Source organism: Marinobacter sp. C7 (assembly GCF_022343555.1).
In the GTDB taxonomy this organism is placed as follows: domain Bacteria; phylum Pseudomonadota; class Gammaproteobacteria; order Pseudomonadales; family Oleiphilaceae; genus Marinobacter.
Window position 1 is genome coordinate 1,527,818 of the sequence record NZ_JAKQZH010000001.1, and the last position, 17,039, is coordinate 1,544,856.

Below are 17,039 nucleotides of genomic sequence, written 5' to 3' on the forward strand. Positions count from 1 at the left end.
ATGGGAAGGACATGCTCAAGTTTCTGTTTTGGTTGTCAATTTTTGGGGCGCTGTTCAGCTATCTCATCTACCCCGCCGTTCTCAAACTGCTGCCATCTCGCACTGTGCCCGCGTCAGACGGTCGGGGCAAACAAGCCCCGAAAGTTTCACTGATTATTACCGTCCACAATGAGGAAGGGCGGATTCGGGACAAAATTGCGAACACCCTGGAATTGAGTTACCCCGGGATGGAGGTGATCGTTGCCTCCGATGCCAGTACTGATGGTACCGACCAAATTGTTACCGAATTTCGGAATCAGGGGGTCATGCTTGTTCGGGCGAACGAACGAAAGGGAAAGGAATATGCGCAATTGCAGGCCATCAAGGTGGCAAACGGAGAGATTCTGGTGTTCTCCGACGTGGCGACTTCCATTCCGGAGGATTCGCTGGAACGACTGGTTGCGTATTTTTCCGATCCTGGGGTAGGGGCCGTCTCAAGCGAAGATCGTTTCGTCAGCCGTGACGGTACCGTGGCGGGCGAGGGGGCATATGTCAGGTACGAGATGTGGTTGCGCCGGCTCGAATCCCAACGGGCAGGTCTCGTCGGTTTGAGCGGATCGTTCTTTGCTGTCCGAAGGGAGATTTGTGACGACTGGGATATCTATTCGCCCAGCGATTTCAACACCGCCCTCAGTTGTGTCCGGCACGGCTATATCGCGGTGACTGCTCCAGACGTTTTGGGATTCTATCAGGACGTGAGTGACGTCAGGCGGGAATACCAGCGAAAGCTCCGAACCATCATCCGGGGCCTGACAGCGATGAGCCGGCACCCGGAAGTTCTTGATCCAACGCGCTATGGGTGGTTTGCCTTCCAGGTGTTCGGGCACAAATTGATGCGATGGGCGGTACCATGGTTCCTGGTTTCTCTGTTATTGACTTCCCTGGTACTGGCTGGCACCGGGAGCATTTATCTGCTCGCACTTATTGGGCAACTCGCTTTTTACGGAGTGGTTGGGGTCGGAATGCTCTATCCTTCGTTGCGGCAGAGTGGATTGGTCAAGTTGCCCTATTTCTTTGTACAGGTGAACCTTGCGATAGCTCACGCCACTCTGAGCTTTCTGGGAGGTAAACGGATGACTGTCTGGCAGCCCTCGAGGAGATGATTGATCCGGCATTCAGGGAGATCAGGCAAAGTCGATGATCAGTAAACTCAGGCCGGTAGGCAACCCCATACCCTTGGCGTCACTACACAAAAACAGGCGGTTTCCCTGGGAGCCAAGGTATGCCACTCGATTCGTCAGTTCAGGAACAGCGGCACTGGCGATGGCAGTGCTGGCAGCAGTCAAGTGGCGGCCTGGCTGCACACAGCCGGAGGTGATCATCCCGGCCTACTGTTGTCCTGATTTGGTGACTGCGATTGTCGCTCAGGGGGCAACACCGGTGCCGGTAGATTTTTGCCCCAGCGTTCCGCGTCTCGACCTCAACGCCTTACAGCAGGCAATTTCTGACTCCACCGTCGCAATCGTTGCGGTGAATTTCCTCGGATATGGCGAGGACCTCGGTGCAATCGCCCAACTTTGCGCCGACCGACAGATTACGCTCATTGACGACTCCGCTCAAAGTTATCCCCCCGCTTCCTCTTATGGCGCCGAGGCAGACTTTTCAATTCTCAGTTTCGGGAGAGGTAAGCCCATCAACCTTACCGGGGGAGGAGCACTCCTTGTTCGGAAGGACCATATGGCAGAGCTGGATCGAGGACTTGAGTGTTATCCGTTAAAGCACCTTAGGGCAGGGCGTGTCTGGCAGATACGGCGAGCCATTTTCAATGCACTGCTGCAGAACAGGATCTGCTACGGCCTGTTGGAGCGCAGCCCGTTTCTGCACCTGGGAGAGACCCGATTAAAGCCGATGGCACCGATTTATCGTCTGGAATTGAATCGGGATCTGGTGCTGTCGGGTGCACAGTGCCTGCAGGAACTGGCGGTGCAGCAAAGGATCTATGTGAAGGAACTGCTGAGGCTGGAGGCATTGGAGTGGAAACTGATCAATGTTCCTGCGAGTGGCGGCAAGGCTTCCAATACCGGGGATTTGTCGGTACTGCGTTTTGCGTTTCTGGCACCATCGCGAACGATCAGGGATCAGGCTGTGTGCGCTCTCAATGACCGGGGAATTGGTGCCAACGATTTCTATGGGAAACCGGTAGCCAGGATTCCTGGTGTGGAAGACTTGGTCAGGCGGGGAGGCGCGCCAAATGCCGAAGATTTTGCAGCCCGGTTGCTGACACTACCCGCCCATGAAGGCGTGGAAAGCCAGGACGTGGCGGCCGTTGTCGGTGTATTGGGTAATCTGATTACCGGAGAAACTCCCGGTGATGGGGCTCGATGCCATGGGCCAGAAATTCCCTGAGAGCTTTTCTTTCATGCTCACAGTTGTTTTCGTAACTGCTGTTACAGATGCTGGCAAGCGCCCACAGGGCGGCTCGTCCATCTCCGCTCAGTTTCTTCAGGGCACCCCTTAGCTTGATCTCCAACGGGGAAGCGCTGGCGTAGTCTCCCACCATGAGCCAGGACCATATCACGAGGTGCTCAGCTTGAGTTCTTGACGAAAGCACGGTTTCCGTCACTTCCGTGAGGTCCCAGGGATTGGTTTGGCCAATGTCGCGTGAACTCTGTCTGACCAGGACCCACTCACCGGGATCGTAGAGAGAGTTGGCATAGTAAATCAGCTCCTTGCCTTGCCTTTGCTCCCGGTACCCGACCAGTTGCATCTGAACCCTATGGTTGTTCGATATGTAGATACCGGAAAGCACAATGTCCGGATTCAAATACTTCGGGCTCCAAAACTCTGCATGGGGCAGAGGGCCTCGCCATGGAGGTGTTGGGCGGGGCATCTCTGGCGACCATGTTTCGGAGTATGCCGACTGCATCTTTTCCTGGCCAAGCATCACGAGCGGGAGCACAATCACTGGCAATGTTGCGATGGCTATCATCAGAACGACGGAACGAGAATACCTTTGGTACGGCCGCGACGCTGTTTCATGAGAGGGAGAAAACTGCGTTGCTGCGGCCTGGTGCTTTTGACTGTCTGATTTCTCTTTATTCCATTTTCCGGAAATGACAAGGAGTGGAATCAGTGTGATCAAAATGAAGATTACCCAGCCAAAAACCTCATGCTCCCACAACAGCGAGGTCTCCATGTTGGTGTAGTATCCGGTGACGATAATGCCAAACACCCGAATCCAGTTGGAGACCATTGATAGCAGGGCGGCGATTGCGGTCAAAACCAGCGTTTTTAACGGAGGGTCGTCGTAGGAAATGCCCTGAAAGACGGCGATAAAAAGTGCCACCATCAGATATCTGATCCCACTGCAGCCGTCGGCCACATAGAATACTCCTCCCGGGATTGTAATGTAGAAGGCTTCGATGACTGCGGGTATATCACTCAGAGAGAGTAACTGCTTGTTAAAAAAAACCGTCACGTGTTGGAGGAGAGGCGATAGTTCGTCCCAAACTGGCGTTGCAAACAGAAGCAGCAGTATTGCCGGCGCGGCATGTCTCAGAAAGGGCCGTCCCCATAAACAGAAACCCCACGCAACAATAATCAGCGGAACCAATGCCAGTCGAATGGCCTGAATATCCGCAGCTCTGGCCACGATGAGGGTGGCTGAAAAAGCGGTGAGCGCAAGCAAACCCGACGGATAGAAAGCCAGCCGGAACTTTGCGAGTTGTTGCTTTTTGAGAAATAGCAGAAAGGCGATGCTGCCAAAAATAAGGAAGCCGTGGATGTAGATGATCGAATTTGACCAGAGGTAAAAATAGTCCGACCACTCATCCCAGAGTGACAGGCCGAAAAGCGGAAAGGCCAGAAGGCCGACCAACACGTTGGCAGGGAGAGACCTCATACTCACAAATTCCATTTGCTCCTGCTTCAGATAGTTTCCATGCCGTACAGGGGTCTCGTCGAAAAGGCTATTTTCAATCTACTGTACAGGGAGACCCATTAGCCGTTACCTGCAATGGATCTCCATGATGTTGGCCAGCCTGCGCAAATCCACTTCTAATTGACGGTGTAACTGACAGGGCTCGAATCGTCGCTGGAGACTCCGCTGGAGTCCACCACCCTGATCGTGAAGTACCAGGTTCCCTGATCCAACCCTTCAATTGTATATGACGTCTCACTCCCTGACACCCTCACTGTCTGGTCCAGAGAACCCGTCGACGTGCCATAGCTGATAACATAGTAATCGATCTCGCTGAGGGCCAGAGACGAGCCATCAGTCCTGGTTGACGGGGCGGTCCATAGCAGTGTCACGCTGCCCGCTGCTGCTGTTCCTGAATCTGTCGAGGTCCCATCGGAGCTGGTGGCCGGATAATCCGACTCGTTGTCCATGTCCGTTCCGGCAAGGTACTCTTCAAGATTGGTGGCGCCATCATTGTCGCGATCTTGGGAGGCATCGCTGCTGTTCAGGGGATCCAGCTGGAACGCAAACTCTCCTCCATCCGGAATTCCGTCACCATCAGTGTCTGCCCGGACGGGTGAGGTTCCTATGTCGAATTCATCAATTGCGGTTAATAGATCATTGTCAACGTCACTTGTGGCGTCACCAGGATCGTTAGGATTCAGCTCCATGACAACTTCCCAGTTGTCGTATAGCCCATCCCCGTCTTTGTCAAGGGGAGGGTAGGATGGATTGAATGCAACCCCTTGTTTCCCGTCAAAATAGCCAACCTTGTAACCGAGGCTGTAATCGGTTCCATCGCTAGTCGAGTCAGAACCTGGGAGGGTTTGGGCATAAGTCATGAGAGCGGAGGATGGGACAATTTGTCTGGATATCCCTGGTCCCTCCCATGCAACGCTGAAATTATCGCTGCCCCCGCTTTCTTTAAGTCGCACTTCAAAATAGTAGGTCTGGCTCGCAGAGAGGTACAGGATCGGTGAGATCTGAGAGCTATATTTTGTGTATTCTTGGTGATATGTCCAATCTGGAACGTAAGCAATCCTTTTTATGTCGTCTGTGCTAGTTGTTCTGCTTAACCAAAACTCTGTTTCGTTATTGCCACTGAGATAAAATTTGTAGCCACCGTCCTCAGGAACGCTTAAGTAGCCCCGGACTAGTGCACCATAATTGGGACCACGGTTGCCGGGGAAATCAAGTGAGGTCAGTTCGTCAGTATCAGTGGGCTTATCCGGAAAAATACTTGCAGTGGTCAGGTTTTCCAGTTTGGTGCCGGAAATGCCGTCGTAAAACCAGATCTCTACTTTTCCTGGTTCACTAACTTCGGGAATTGCTGCAGGAGAGGGAAGGTCGCTTATTCTTTGATACTGCCATGCCTGGCATCCTGTTAGGATAAGGAATAGTGAGATTGCAATTAACCTAATGAATTTGTTCATATTTCACCCTGTCGGTTGAAATAGGTAACACACATAAGATTCAGTATCGTCTGTGTGCTGACGACGTTCCACTGGATGTATGGAATATTTCGTTATTTAAATTGATGAGTTATTTCAGTGGAAGAGGGGTTAAGTGGGGCTTGATTGATTGAAGGTGTAGGAGTTCTGAGTCCAAATACTTGGCGAGTATGTCATTCGTATTGTTTAAGAAATATGGTCCCATACCTGTATAGTTTGTTCATCCGGAAAAACAAATACGGCTCCGACCCATAATAAAAATTCCACCAATCATCCGGAACATGCTTGCGGGCATCCTGATGAATCTTTTTAACCTGGTAGTTTAAAGGCTCCAGGTTCGCCGCCCGGGTCAGCTCCACTCGCATTTCAAGGGGCATCCCATCCAGGAAAAACGCACTCCTTGGTTTTGCGATAGCAAGGCAGTTGGAAAAAGCCGATCGGGCGTCCGTGTCTTCCAGGTGAAACAGCACATTCTGCATGAAAACGAGGTCGCCGGGAGGATAGAGCTTGGGGAGCGGGTCGGAGACAATATTAGCCTGGAAGAACGTAATCCTGTCCAGAATGTCGGGTCTCACCCGCAGGTGTTGACCGGTTTTCTGAAACGTTCGTTCTATAAAGTCCTCCGGCACTCCCGTGTTGTCGACCTCAGAGAGTTCGTATATCCCGGACCTGGCCTGGGCCACCGTGCTTTCATGCAGATCTGAACAGTGAACCCGGAAGTTGAGGCCGGGGCATTCCTTCAGCAGTACCGATGTAATAGTTACGGCTTCGGCGCCATTGGAACCGGCCATGATGTTTATCTGTACAGGCTCGTTTCCGGCACCATCGAGGCCGCTTTGTATGAAGGGGATGACCTGCTCCGTGAGGGCCCTTAGCTGCCCTTCAGATCTGTAGAAACGGGTATAGGTATGAGATTGACTCCGTCGGGCCTCCCTTTGGAGTGCTTGAAATCTGCGGTTGTAAAAAGGGAAGAGCAGAAGGTTGTTCCAAACCTCCTGCCGCAGGAAACGATAGGACACTCTGGCCGTTTCTTTCATTAAAAACCGCTCTTGGTGAGCCTTGCTGTCCGCCTGGCATGAATCGCGGACAGCAGATACTAGAATGGTTTCCGGATGGGTTTGATTCTGTCAGTCTCTTTTATTGCCCGAACGCGAGCCTGACCGGATGTTACGAGCTCCCCGGATTGATTGACCAGTTCAAGATCGATGATTGCTGCATCGGAATCTTCGCCCGGGACCACTTCAAGAGTTTTACCGCAACAGGTTAAGGTGTCTCCCGGACCTGCGCTTTTCAGAACTTTCCAGTCAACCTGTTCTATAAATGCCCCTGAAAATATACTGTTCAGATATTGGCAGAGAAAGTTTCCCAATAAGCCCCTTTGAGCGACGATTCCCTTATGGCCCTCCCGAACGGCCTGCTCGTGATCGTAATGGATACGATGACGATTCCAGGTTACTGCGCTGAACATAAATATATTCACCGAATCAATTGGAAAGTCCTGCGAGGGTAAATCATATCCGGAGTAAATTTCTTCAATTGCCCCAATGTTCAGGTTCAGATTATTTTTTGACATAAGTAGCAACCTCCTTTGCAACCCTCTCACCGAACTGGTTTGTAAATCGGGTTTCAACCTGAACCAGATAAAGTGGCCCGCTTTTACCTTCCTTCGGGGTAACAGAATCGATGCAGGACGAGACGGTAATTTCATCCCCCGGGCGGATAAACTGGTAGAACTCATAGTGGCTGGAGCCACCAACTGTACGCTGCGCCGGGACATCGACATCCAGTTCCGAGGGAGAAAGGTCCTCCGGCAGTTCGGCAAGAGGCACATCCTCGAACGTCATGGACTGGCAGAAGAGGGGAGGTGCGACGATGGCGCCAAATGGCGATCGTTTGGCGAATTCCTCGTCATGATAGAGCGGATTGTTATCACCGATCGCCTGTGCGAATCGTTTGATATCCCGTGCAGTAACCGTATAAGTAAACGTTTTGGATGGCTTGTGGGTCATTTGTTGTAACTCCCTATTCCTTCGGGACTTATCCATTTTTATGTATCAAAGTATAGGAAAGGCTATCCCGCATTCCCAGCTCCATGGATAAAATTTTTGATTCATTTATACTCAAAAAAAATCAATAAAAGATATAAAGCCCAGGGAATGGTATGAGTGATGCTTAAGATGCTTGGTGTTTTTATATCAGTTTTGGCAAGCGTCGGTATTTTGTTTGGCGGCATACTTATTTGGGGTATGGGAAAATATGGCCCCTATGAGTACACCGTTCCCCCCGTTCCGGGCGAACAGACCGTCGAGTTGGAGGTGAGCGAGGGCCATGCCCGTTTGAGGCTGGAAGCAAGAGGGAGCGGTGAACCGGCAGTACTGTTGCTGCACGGCTTCAATGGTTCGTTGAATAACTGGGACCGGGTGTGGCCCGGTCTGGTTGATTGCGGGCAGCATATCAGAGTGGATCTACCGGGGTTCGGAGAATCGGTCGGGCCTTGGCGGGATTACACGGTGCCGGCACAGTCAGAACGAATGATTGCGCTTCTTGATGAGCTTGCGGTGGGTAGGGCCATCGTCGTCGGGACGTCGATGGGAGGAAGTATCGCAGCCTGGATGTCAGCTGCGTATCCGGATCGTGTAGTGGGGGCAGTGTTGATGGCTCCTTCCGGGATGCGGGGCGGACTGAAAATGTCCTCTGTAGCCGAGATGTTCTTCCACAGGGGGGGGCTCAATTCTATCGCCGCGGCGCTCGCGAGAAGCCCCATATACAAAAAACTCTACCCGGACAGCCGTGTTTTGCAGGCTCTCACTGTCACGGCGTCGTACGGTGAGCGCTGGGAAGCGATGGTATCGAAGATTCGGCAGCCCGTGACTATTCTATGGTCTGAGAGCGATGCAACCGTGCCGTTTGAGAACATGGAAAAGCTTGGCAAAGCGATCTCAGGCGCAAGGACGATTGCGGCTTCACCTGAAGCCGGCCATAACATACCGGGCAATGACCCCGATCTGGTCGTTCAAGAGATCTGCGGCCTTTACGAGCAGACAAGGGAGAGTGTGCGATGAAGCTGGCGAAACGGCTGAGCTTTCTGGTTGAGGTATACAGGCTTCACGGATTTGCCGAGATGTGTTCGGTCGCCTGGAGTGGCTTCCTCCACAAGGGTACAAAGCGGCTCATTCTCGTTGCGCTGAGCAGGCCAAGGCCGATTCCGAAAGCGCTTGAAGCCTCCGAGGGGCACGATTTTCATTTTGCCACGCCCGAGGAACTGAGGAGCCTGATGAAGCAGCCTTCCTTCGAAATTGCGCCCGTGGACATCGAACGGGTGGAGAAGGATGTTGCACGATGTCTCGTTCAGATGGATGGCGATAAACTGACCGGCTATGCATGGGTTTGGGTCAGCAAGGTTGCCTATATTGATGATGGGGTTTATCTGAATTTACCCAGAGACGCGATATACAACTACAAGGCTTATACCGACCCCGAGTACAGGGGGCTAGGCTTTCAGGGGCTGAGACACCTGCATCTGCTGCGGTTGCTGGAAGGGGAAGGCATTAAAAGGCTGTTTGGATTTGTCGATCATTTGAACACCAAGTCGCTGCACGGTGTCAGAAAGAGCGGATATGAAAAGGTCGGAGAGCTGAAGATTCGCCATAAAGACGGCGAGGTTAGCAGTCACCTCGTTATGGCCAAAGATTTCTGGCCGGGAAGACCGGCCGACTAGCAGGTGAGGTCAGCGGGTGACCGTCTCTTCAAGAAGATCTGATGCTTTTGCCTCCTGTCCCGAGGCTTTGTAGGCCTCGATAAGGTGACCCCGGATTTCCCCGTTACGGGGCTCCAGGTGCCATGCTTTCTCCAGGATGGGGAGGCCGTCTTTAACATGACCGTTCTGGTAAAGAATCCAGCCATAGGTATCCGCAACCGAACCGGATTCCGGCGCTAACCTGTAGGCCCGTTCAGCAATCGGAAGAGCCTCCGGCCGTTTGCCCTCCTGGTAGAGTAACGCCAGATTGTTCAGAGCGATCAGATTGTTTTCATTTCGGTCCAAAACCTGTTCATAGGCGGTGATGGCGGTTTCGGGTTGGTTGGCTCGTTGCGCAAGCAAAGCCCGCGTGAGAGGGATCCGGTCCTCGTTCATAAATCTTGCGGATGCCTCCCCCAGAGCCCCGAGAGCTCCATCCCGGTCGCCAGCTTTGAAAAGCTCCAGGGCGTAAGAAAGCTCTACTTCGACTGTGCGGACCTGTGTGAGTGCGAGTCTGTAAAGCCGGGCCGCACCGGTATGGTCGCCTTTGCTCGAGAGATAACGAGCCTCAGCCAGCAGAGGTTTGGGAGAATCCGGATGGTTTTCCTTTGCTTGCCTGAGTACGTTTAGTCCTTCGCTTTCCAGGCCCTGATTGAAAGCCATGGAGGATACGCGCAGAGCAAGGTCCAGATTGTCTGCTGCGAGCGAAGCCAGTCGCTGGTATATGGCACGGACAGAGTCGGTGTCGCCCCGTTGCACCGCTAGCCCCGCTGAGGCAAGTAACGCAGGAACGCTGCCAGGTGAATTCTCTTCGGCCCGCTGGAAGTAGCTTGCAGCTTCGGTGAGTCTGCCTTCACGTTGTGCCAGTTCCCCGCGGGCCAGCAGGGCGGCGCTGTCATCGGGATGGGCTTTGATCCACTCATCCGCGGTTTGTCTTGCAGCGCTGACGTTGTTATCCGCCAGGTAGGCCTGGACGAGAACCGTCCAGGCATCTGTGGATGTTTCCGGGATGCCGGTTAGCTGGCGCGCATGACCGATCGCTTCGTCAATCTTTCCCTGTTGCATCAGATATCGCGCATAGCGCATGCGCAGGCTGTGATTGTCCGGCCTCCGGGATAGGGAGCTTTCAATCAGTGCCTCGCCGGCATCAAAGTCGCCGCTGGCCAGGGACGCAATGCCGGTCAGGGCCTCGATCTCGGGATCCTGCTGTTTTCCTTCCAAGCTGTCGAGCAGCTTTCGGGCCCCATCGGGATCATTCATCTGTATACGAACGGCTGCCAGAAGCTTCCGGGCTTCCTCAATATTGCGGGACTCCACAATGGGTTCCAGCAGACGTGCGGCTTCCTCGGCCCGACCCTGTCGGAAGTAGATCAGTCCCAGCATCATCGAACCCTGCGGGTGCTCCGGAACTTCTGCGAGAACCTCCTCCAGATAACGGGTGGCGGTGTCGAGATCATTGTCCTTCATGGCCTGGCTGGCGGCTGTCAGATTTGCACTAAGCGCGCCGGGAGCCGATTTGGCCAGGATGTCGTGGTAGACAAAGGCTTCGGCTGCTTTTCCTTGCTTCCGAAGAACCTCAATAAGGGCTGACATGGTTTGGTATTTGCGTTGGGTCATCACATCATACTGGCCAATATCTTCGAGCGCTCTGAAATAGGCGCTCTCAGCGTCCTTCCAGTTTTCCTCCGCCTGCGCAACCTCGGCTTTCCACAACCACAACTCGGCATCATCATTGGCAAGTTCGCTGGCCTCTGTAATCAAGGAGCGTGCGAGTGCGGGCTTGTCAGTCGCCCAGGCAACCCTGGAAAGCCCGATAATCGCGTCGACTGAGTCGGCATCGAGTTCCCGCGCATGGCCATAGGCCTCCCGGGCATCGTCTGGCTGTCCTGCTGCAAGAAGGATGCGTCCCCGGAGCAGTGCGGCGTCGAGTTGCAGCGAAGGTGACGAGGGTTTCAATGCATCCAGCTCGGCAAGTGCTTCCTCAAATCGTTTCTCCAGCAGGAATCCCTCTGCCCGAAGCAACTTCAGTTGGCTTTGGTTATCGTCGGTCAGGGCATCAGATGGAACGACCTCAAGCATATGCTCCAGATGACGGAGTGCGCTAAAACCATCACCGACCAGTATAGAATTGGCGGCTACGATCAAATAGGGGGTCGGGTTATCCGGGCGCAGCTCCATCGCATTTCGCGCTTCGAGCGTGCTGGCTTTCAGCTCTCCCTGACGCTGGAAGAAAACCGCCTGGTCGACATGGCTCAGGTATTTGAGTTCCTGCTGGCTCAAGCTTTCCCCATCACTGCAACCGCCAAGCCAAAGTAGTGTGCAGGCCAGGATTGCCAGTCGGACGAGCTTCATTGTCGGAACCGTCGGAAGTGAGAGACCATTCCTTGCTGTCATTTTTGTCATACTCCTCGCCGGCCCATCCGTGCACCGGTACTTCGTAACATCACATGCCTTCGGCTCTTGCCGAAGTTTCAATGCTGTATTTGTCTGTAAGGTTATAGAGCGTGGGGCGAGTCACGCCCAGAAGCCGTGATGCCTGGGCCATGTTGAAATTGCTCGAATGCAGAGCCTGCAAAATGGCCTGCTTTTCGGCGCTCTCACGCACTTGTCTGAGATTGAGCCGACCATTCAGTGGTTTTTCGGCTGCGCATTCCAGTTCAAGGTCCCTTGCCGTCACGAGCTTTCCCTCTGCCATGATGATGGCCCGCTTAACCTTGTTGATCATCTCTCTGACATTGCCGGGCCAGGAGTACTCGGAGATGGACTGGGCTGCATCATCTGCAAACGATAACGTGGAACGGTCCATTTCCCTGGTGAGGGATTTAAGCAGTGACTGGGCAATCAGGAGTGCGTCTCCCTCCCTCTCGCGCAGCGGTGGAACGTGAAGGGTAATCTCGCTGATTCGGTAGTAAAGGTCTTCCCTGAAGGCGCCCGACTCGATGAGTTTGCGAACATCCCGATGGGTCGCGCAAACAACCCTGATATCGACAGGAACCGGGGTCATGCCACCGACATGATCTACCGTCCGCTCCTGGAGAAATCTGAGCAGCTTGGCTTGCAGCGGCATTGGCATGTCTCCAATCTCGTCCAGAAACAATGTGCCACCGTCAGCGTTCTCAATTTTACCTTTCTTGCTGTGGGTCGCCCCGGTGAAGGCCCCCTTCTCAAAACCGAATAATTCACTTTCCAGGAGGTTCTCGGGGATAGCCGCACAATTTATAGCTACGAAGGGGCTGGCGGCCCTGTGGCTCAGATCATGAAGGGCCCGGGCCAAGAGCTCTTTGCCGGTGCCGGTTTCGCCGGTGATGAGGGTCGTAATGTCGGTGGGGGCGACTTTTTCGAGGGTTCGGCAGACGGAAAGCATTTGTGGACTCGCTGCGACGATGCCCTTGACGGATGTTCCGTTGCGACCCCTGGAAAGATCCCGGTTTTCCCGCTCCAGTTCGGCGAGCCGGAATGCGCGATTGACAACGAAGGCGAGGATATCGGCATCCAGCGGCTTCTGGTAAAAATCGGAAGCGCCCATGCCAATCGCACGCACCGCATTTTCCTTGTCCTCCCGTCCGGTCACCACGATAACCTTGGTCGTCGGAGCCAGCTGCACTATGTCTTTGAGCAGGCGAAAACCTTCGGTGGCTCCGCCCGGGTCAGGGGGAAGCCCAAGATCCAGAGTAACCACGCCAGGCTCGTCTCTTCTCAGGACTGTCAGCGCCGATTGCCTGTCCGCGGCGACCGATATCTCCAGATCATCACTGAAGCACCATCGCATCTGGCTCTGGAGACCCGGGTCATCCTCTACTATCAAAAGTCGTCTGCTCACAACCACAACACATCCCTTGTCAATGCAGGCTGCCATCCAGTCGAAACAATCCGTTTCGCAATATTCCCTTAGCTAATTTTTAACCGAAGATTGACGCTTTGCAATGTGCATTTTTCAGAGGTAATAAAACTGCCAATTATTTGACGTTTTGTTCCGGGGTGATCGTGTCGGTATCCCGCGGATTATCGTCGGTGTCTATGGTTTCTGCCCCCTGATTGACCAAAGGAATCCTGACGGAGAAGCAGGAACCGATTCCCGCCTCGCTTGTAACACTGATGTTACCCCCGATCTGGCGCACATATTCCCGCGCCTGGTAGGCCCCAATGCCCATTCCTGCGAGCCCTTTGGTGCTTTCGAAGGGTTTGAAGAGGGAAGTCTGGATAAATTCTTCGCTCATACCGCTACCGGTGTCCTGGATGAAGAGCACTGCATTGCCCCTTGAGGTTTTGATGTTCAGCGTTATTTCGCCGTCCGGAGGCGTGGCGTCCTGAGCATTCTGAATCAGGTGTCCAAGCACGTTACGCAGTTCCTCATAATCCGCCCGAACCCGGACATCCGGCAGATTTCCTTCCAGTCTGGGCGCCGGCAGACGATTACTGTGGTGTGCGACGAGGCTTCGGACCAGCTCTGCCAGATCAATTTCCTGCTGGCGGACATTGCCGCCCTGATCCGGTTTGCGAATGTGATCCACCAGATTGGACATCTTCCGCACCGCATGTTCCGTGGTGTTGATCATGTCCTCGATAAACGCAGGGTTATGCTTGTGCTTTGGCGCATTCTTGACGAGCAGCGAAAGCTGGGCGATCACGGTTTTCAGATCGTGGACCATGAAAGATGAAGCCTTGCTTACCGCCTCGAATTGCATGGCTCGGGACAGCCGGTTTTGGGCGTCAGCCTGTGCCAGCAGGTTGCAGGATTGCCGTGCTACCACCTTGATCAGGTCAAAATTTTCCCAGTTCAGCTCCAGACGGGCGTAGGGGTTGCCGACCATGGCGATGCCGTAGAGGTCGTTGTCCAGATACAGGGGGATGACGAGCCATGCGTCGGGGGTCTGGGCGATGGGATCGGGAATCTCCAGCAGATCGTAGCTCACCGGGTCATCGCGGTATTCATGAAGGTCCACGATCCATTCCCGTTCCCGGAACAGGCGAATCAGGTCCGAGTTCGAATCAATCACTGTGTACCTGGGAAGGGCCATATTCACCGATCCCTTGAGCGTATAGTCGCCCTGCTCGTCACGAAGCCAGATGGCCCCCGCATTGCTCTCGACCAGGCCTGACAGTATATGGATAACCCGGATCGGAAGGGGAGGGTCGTCCCCGAGGTTGGCCATTTCCCGGGTCATTTTCAGCCATTCTTCACGATAGTCGTATTTGTAGTCGAAGAAGTTCTGGCTGATCAGCACCATGAGTCGGGCCCGGATCCGGCGGGAAAGAAGCAGGGTGACAAGAAAGGTAAGGGAAATGGTCAGGAAAAGGACCCTTAGGGCATCGCCCCATTCGCCCCCGAGGATCTTGACGTAATAACCGCCCAGGGCCAGGAAAAGCAGGTAGCCTCCGGCCAGGACCAGGGTTCCGGCATGGAAAACGGCGGAGCGGGACAACTGAAAGTCCACCGGTTGTTTGCGGGTATTCAGTACATTGATGGCAAACAGGGGGACCAGGAGCGCATTGACCATGCCGCGGGCGTTCCAGAAGGATTCGGAAATCTGGCCGAACAAAAGGGCATCGGCATACATGAAGAAATCGAACGCAAAGATGGTGGCTATACCGATGCAGATGTATTTGATGCTGGAACGGCCGAAATTCGGGGAATTGCGCCAAATCTGTTCCACCAGGGAGAGCCCCATGAGTGAAAGTGCGATTTGCCCGAGCACCCGGGTTTTGCCGTTCAGGACCTCCCAGCCGAACATGAACTCCAGAATTCCGAATGCCAGCAGGGCAAAGATCAGGGTAAAAATGGCGGCGCCCAGTATTCGCTTCATTCGGCCATGAAGGGTGCCCTGGCGGGAGGCGTTCCGGAGCAGGGCGAATAACAGGGCAACCCAGGCTCCATCGCGGAGCAGTTCGATGATGTATCGGGGAATAAAGCCGGGAACACCCCAGAGTGACTGGGTGACCAGTGCTCCGGCCCAGATCGTTGTTATCAGGGCGGCAGCGAACAGGGCGCGATCCACATCCCGCCGGAGATAGCGGGTCGCGACAAGAGTGGTCAAGAACCCGAAGGCAATAGCCGCCGAGCTATGGCTGATCAGGCTGAGATCACTAAGCATCCCTCGCTTCCTGCGTTGCTGCCACGTTCCCTGACAGCGGGCCGGTCGCTACACCGGCCGCTTGTTCTCCCGGTAAAACCGGAATATTTCCTTCAGGGGCCGATTCGGCTTGAACTCGAACTCCCGGGCAAAGGCTCTGCCGTCAATAACCACAGGATACTTGAAAAACGCCGTCAGATACGATGGGAAGCTCTTGAGCTTCAGGGTTTTCAGTATCAGGTTCGGAACCACCGGTGGAATGGAAGGAATGGGAATGCGCCGGCAGCCACAGAGCTTCAGTGCGTGCTGGTAGGCAACCCAGTCCTCCGGGGCAACGTTGTAGACTCCGCGAACCGGTTTCTTGTAGGTCTTGACGATGGCATCGGCCATGTCGTCGATGTGAATGAATTGCATCATCGGGGAGAAACCCGCAAGAACCGGCGCATTCTCGCTACCCAGCAGGGAGCTCATGGTATTGCGAACCCCGGGGCCGACAATGTTGCAGGGGCGCAGGATCGTAATGTTCAGTTCCGGATAGCGCCACAGGTAGATGTTTGCCAGGTTTTCGAGTTCCACAGAGTCTACGAGGTCCGCGCTGAGGCCGGCTGCTTTCAGCGGGGCGGATTCGTCGATCAGCGCGGGATTGTAGGCCACGGCGCCATACACATGGTACGTCGAGAGCACTACGACCCGTTTGATGCCGTATTTGTGGCTCAGGTCCAGGAGCTTCTGGGTGCCCAGTACATTGGCGTTGTAACGGCGCATCCGGGTTAACTGGCTGGACTGGATTCTGCCGAGGTGGATCACTCCGTCAAATTCGTAGCGGCGAAAAAGGTCCTCGAATACCCGCTTGGTGAAATCGATGCAGTAGCTGGGGATATCGTCTCCAAGGTAAACCTGTTCCCGGAAATCCACCGCGACCAGGTCGCAGTGGTCGCGCAGCTGGCTGATTACCCGCTGGGCGAGGGCGCCGGCAGCACCGGTGACGAGAATATGGGGTCTGCGTTGCTTGGCCATCAGAACAGCTTTTTCCTTTCACTCAATCCCTTGTCGATGAGGCGGCTGATTTCCGCTTTTACCTGCTCGACTCTCTCGGTTACCAGTTCCTCCGGAATCTCCAGGTCGTCAAAATACATCGGCGGACCAAAATTCAGGTGAACCTTGGCAGGAAGCACCACGGGCAGGGCGACCGGCGCGTAGGGGATTCCCAAAGCTTTTGCCAGGGGCTTGATGTTGGCGATAGCGGGGATGGTCTCTTCGCAGCCAACCACCCCCACCGGGACAATCGGGGCCTTGTATTTCATCGCAAGGTGCATGAAGCCGTTGCCGAAGCGCTTGAGCTGGTAGCGATCCTGGTAAAGCTTGCCGGAGCCGCGGACGCCTTCCGGGAACACGATGACAGCTTCGCCGTTGGCAAGCATTTTGGCGCAATTCACCGGGTCGCCGAGCACAGCTCCGAATTCGTTCAGCAGGTTGCCGAGCCAGGGAACGGTCGGGAAGAAACGTTCGATCATCGCTCTTGGAATTCGGGGCTGCTGTTTGCGGGAGGCCAGGGCATAGCCGATCAGGAGCCCATCGAGAGGGAGTTGCCCGCTGTGATTGGCAATGATCAGCACGGGACCTTCGGCCGGAACATTCTCCACACCGTGCGCCTCAACGCGAAAATATTTCTCGTAGATTTGCCGGGTGAGAGTGAAGCCGTACTTGATAGCTTCATTGTTATAGCCCCAGGGGTCATAGCCCAGCGAACCGATGGGCTTACGGATGCGGTTTATATGCTCGTCAATGTCTGCGGGAATCAGCTTTGATTTCAGGTAACTCGCCAGGCTCATCCGTTCTCCCCG

The 17,039-nt window shown here is 54.4% G+C and carries 14 protein-coding genes; 4 read left to right on the forward strand and 10 right to left on the reverse strand.

Annotated features, from left to right (window positions below; all coding sequences use genetic code 11):
• The first annotated feature begins 11 nt into the window (after window positions 1–11).
• Window positions 12–1,142, forward strand: coding sequence for a glycosyltransferase family 2 protein (locus tag MD273_RS07035; RefSeq protein ID WP_239037032.1), 1,131 nt, complete (start codon window positions 12–14; stop codon window positions 1,140–1,142).
• A gap of 34 nt (window positions 1,143–1,176) precedes the next feature.
• Window positions 1,177–2,385 carry a DegT/DnrJ/EryC1/StrS family aminotransferase gene (locus tag MD273_RS07040; protein ID WP_285229121.1) on the forward strand — a complete coding sequence of 403 codons (1,209 nt, stop codon included), beginning with the start codon at window positions 1,177–1,179 and terminating at the stop codon, window positions 2,383–2,385.
• Here the strand turns inward: MD273_RS07040 and MD273_RS07045 are convergent.
• From MD273_RS07045 to MD273_RS07065, 5 genes are all read right to left on the reverse strand, one after another.
• Complete coding sequence (locus tag MD273_RS07045) at window positions 2,330–3,895, reverse strand: exosortase C-terminal domain/associated protein EpsI (RefSeq protein ID WP_239037034.1); 1,566 nt, start codon at window positions 3,893–3,895, stop codon at window positions 2,330–2,332. The genes MD273_RS07040 and MD273_RS07045 overlap by 56 nt on opposite strands.
• A gap of 140 nt (window positions 3,896–4,035) precedes the next feature.
• The gene (locus MD273_RS07050) at window positions 4,036–5,370 is read right to left on the reverse strand and encodes a PA14 domain-containing protein (RefSeq protein ID WP_239037035.1); all 1,335 of its coding nucleotides are present in this window, start codon (window positions 5,368–5,370) and stop codon (window positions 4,036–4,038) included.
• A 191-nt stretch (window positions 5,371–5,561) separates the two neighbouring features.
• Window positions 5,562–6,425, reverse strand: coding sequence for a CheR family methyltransferase (locus tag MD273_RS07055; RefSeq protein ID WP_239037036.1), 864 nt, complete (start codon window positions 6,423–6,425; stop codon window positions 5,562–5,564).
• A gap of 59 nt (window positions 6,426–6,484) precedes the next feature.
• A complete protein-coding gene (locus MD273_RS07060) occupies window positions 6,485–6,961 on the reverse strand; it encodes a hotdog family protein (protein WP_239037037.1) in 477 nt (158 codons plus the stop codon).
• Window positions 6,948–7,397 carry an FAS1-like dehydratase domain-containing protein gene (locus MD273_RS07065; protein WP_239037038.1) on the reverse strand — a complete coding sequence of 150 codons (450 nt, stop codon included), beginning with the start codon at window positions 7,395–7,397 and terminating at the stop codon, window positions 6,948–6,950. The genes MD273_RS07060 and MD273_RS07065 overlap by 14 nt, the downstream gene beginning before the upstream one ends.
• 159 nt (window positions 7,398–7,556) lie before the next feature.
• Here MD273_RS07065 and MD273_RS07070 point away from each other — a divergent pair, with 159 nt between their 5' ends.
• Together MD273_RS07070 and MD273_RS07075 are read left to right on the forward strand one after the other, a co-directional pair.
• The gene (locus MD273_RS07070; protein WP_239037627.1) at window positions 7,557–8,450 is read left to right on the forward strand and encodes an alpha/beta fold hydrolase; all 894 of its coding nucleotides are present in this window, start codon (window positions 7,557–7,559) and stop codon (window positions 8,448–8,450) included.
• Window positions 8,447–9,106, forward strand: coding sequence for a GNAT family N-acetyltransferase (locus tag MD273_RS07075; RefSeq protein WP_239037039.1), 660 nt, complete (start codon window positions 8,447–8,449; stop codon window positions 9,104–9,106). The genes MD273_RS07070 and MD273_RS07075 overlap by 4 nt, the downstream gene beginning before the upstream one ends.
• A gap of 9 nt (window positions 9,107–9,115) precedes the next feature.
• On the opposite strand, the gene MD273_RS07080 is transcribed toward MD273_RS07075, so the two are convergent.
• The 5 genes from MD273_RS07080 to MD273_RS07100 all read right to left on the reverse strand — a co-directional run bounded on the left by MD273_RS07080 (window position 9,116) and on the right by MD273_RS07100 (window position 17,027).
• Window positions 9,116–11,518 carry a tetratricopeptide repeat protein gene (locus tag MD273_RS07080; RefSeq protein WP_239037040.1) on the reverse strand — a complete coding sequence of 801 codons (2,403 nt, stop codon included), beginning with the start codon at window positions 11,516–11,518 and terminating at the stop codon, window positions 9,116–9,118.
• A gap of 49 nt (window positions 11,519–11,567) precedes the next feature.
• A complete protein-coding gene (prsR, locus tag MD273_RS07085; RefSeq protein WP_353050300.1) occupies window positions 11,568–12,944 on the reverse strand; it encodes a PEP-CTERM-box response regulator transcription factor in 1,377 nt (458 codons plus the stop codon).
• Window positions 12,945–13,080: 136 nt separating this feature from the next.
• Window positions 13,081–15,216 (reverse strand): XrtA/PEP-CTERM system histidine kinase PrsK, encoded by a 2,136-nt coding sequence (gene prsK, locus MD273_RS07090; RefSeq protein WP_239037041.1) that lies wholly within the window; start codon window positions 15,214–15,216, stop codon window positions 13,081–13,083.
• Between the two features lie 48 nt (window positions 15,217–15,264).
• Entirely contained in the window at window positions 15,265–16,212 is a 948-nt protein-coding gene (locus tag MD273_RS07095; RefSeq protein WP_239037042.1) for an SDR family oxidoreductase, read from the reverse strand.
• Complete coding sequence (locus MD273_RS07100) at window positions 16,212–17,027, reverse strand: lysophospholipid acyltransferase family protein (protein ID WP_239037043.1); 816 nt, start codon at window positions 17,025–17,027, stop codon at window positions 16,212–16,214. The genes MD273_RS07095 and MD273_RS07100 overlap by 1 nt, the downstream gene beginning before the upstream one ends.
• Between the last annotated feature and the right edge of the window lie 12 nt (window positions 17,028–17,039).

What these genes read in the sequence shown, in the direction of transcription:
- MD273_RS07035 (WP_239037032.1), top strand. Translation starts at nt 12, where the DNA reads ATGCTCAAGTTTCTGTTTTGGTTGTCAATTTTTGGGGCGCTGTTCAGC.
- MD273_RS07040 (WP_285229121.1), top strand. Translation starts at nt 1,177, where the DNA reads ATGATCAGTAAACTCAGGCCGGTAGGCAACCCCATACCCTTGGCGTCA.
- MD273_RS07045 (WP_239037034.1), bottom strand. Translation starts at nt 3,895, where the DNA reads ATGGAATTTGTGAGTATGAGGTCTCTCCCTGCCAACGTGTTGGTCGGC.
- MD273_RS07050 (WP_239037035.1), bottom strand. Translation starts at nt 5,370, where the DNA reads ATGAACAAATTCATTAGGTTAATTGCAATCTCACTATTCCTTATCCTA.
- MD273_RS07055 (WP_239037036.1), bottom strand. Translation starts at nt 6,425, where the DNA reads ATGAAAGAAACGGCCAGAGTGTCCTATCGTTTCCTGCGGCAGGAGGTT.
- MD273_RS07060 (WP_239037037.1), bottom strand. Translation starts at nt 6,961, where the DNA reads ATGTCAAAAAATAATCTGAACCTGAACATTGGGGCAATTGAAGAAATT.
- MD273_RS07065 (WP_239037038.1), bottom strand. Translation starts at nt 7,397, where the DNA reads ATGACCCACAAGCCATCCAAAACGTTTACTTATACGGTTACTGCACGG.
- MD273_RS07070 (WP_239037627.1), top strand. Translation starts at nt 7,557, where the DNA reads ATGCTTAAGATGCTTGGTGTTTTTATATCAGTTTTGGCAAGCGTCGGT.
- MD273_RS07075 (WP_239037039.1), top strand. Translation starts at nt 8,447, where the DNA reads ATGAAGCTGGCGAAACGGCTGAGCTTTCTGGTTGAGGTATACAGGCTT.
- MD273_RS07080 (WP_239037040.1), bottom strand. Translation starts at nt 11,518, where the DNA reads ATGACAGCAAGGAATGGTCTCTCACTTCCGACGGTTCCGACAATGAAG.
- prsK (WP_239037041.1), bottom strand. Translation starts at nt 15,216, where the DNA reads ATGCTTAGTGATCTCAGCCTGATCAGCCATAGCTCGGCGGCTATTGCC.
- MD273_RS07095 (WP_239037042.1), bottom strand. Translation starts at nt 16,212, where the DNA reads ATGGCCAAGCAACGCAGACCCCATATTCTCGTCACCGGTGCTGCCGGC.
- MD273_RS07100 (WP_239037043.1), bottom strand. Translation starts at nt 17,027, where the DNA reads ATGAGCCTGGCGAGTTACCTGAAATCAAAGCTGATTCCCGCAGACATT.